Genomic DNA, 264 nt, shown 5'->3' with positions numbered 1-264 from the left:
ATGCGACCTGCGCAACGCGCGGGTGGACTTCAGCGAGATGACGGCCACCGTCGTCGCCGTCGCCACCGATCAGCTGCGCCATGACCGCGTCGAGAACCTGATGACGCAGCTGGCCGCGCGCATGGGCAACCGTTCGTACCTGTCGACCCAGGAACAGATGGCCCTGCTGCTGGCCGCGCGCGCCGCGGGCGGCGACAAGTCGACTCCGTGGCAGGCCGCGCTGACCGTCAACGGCGTGCGCAAGGAGCTGGAAGGCGGCAGGTC

General features: G+C 70.1%; 1 protein-coding gene. It reads left to right on the top strand.

The features are described from left to right. Positions 1-264, top strand: a 264-nt coding sequence (locus tag SB764_RS41235; protein ID WP_410866932.1) for a hypothetical protein, incomplete at both ends; no start/stop codon positions are given.

This window comes from Paraburkholderia sp. SIMBA_027 (assembly GCF_046535315.1).
GTDB classification, from domain to species: domain Bacteria; phylum Pseudomonadota; class Gammaproteobacteria; order Burkholderiales; family Burkholderiaceae; genus Paraburkholderia; species Paraburkholderia tropica.
Note: the sequence above shows the minus strand (reverse complement) of the source record. Positions and strands in the feature narration are given on the sequence as shown.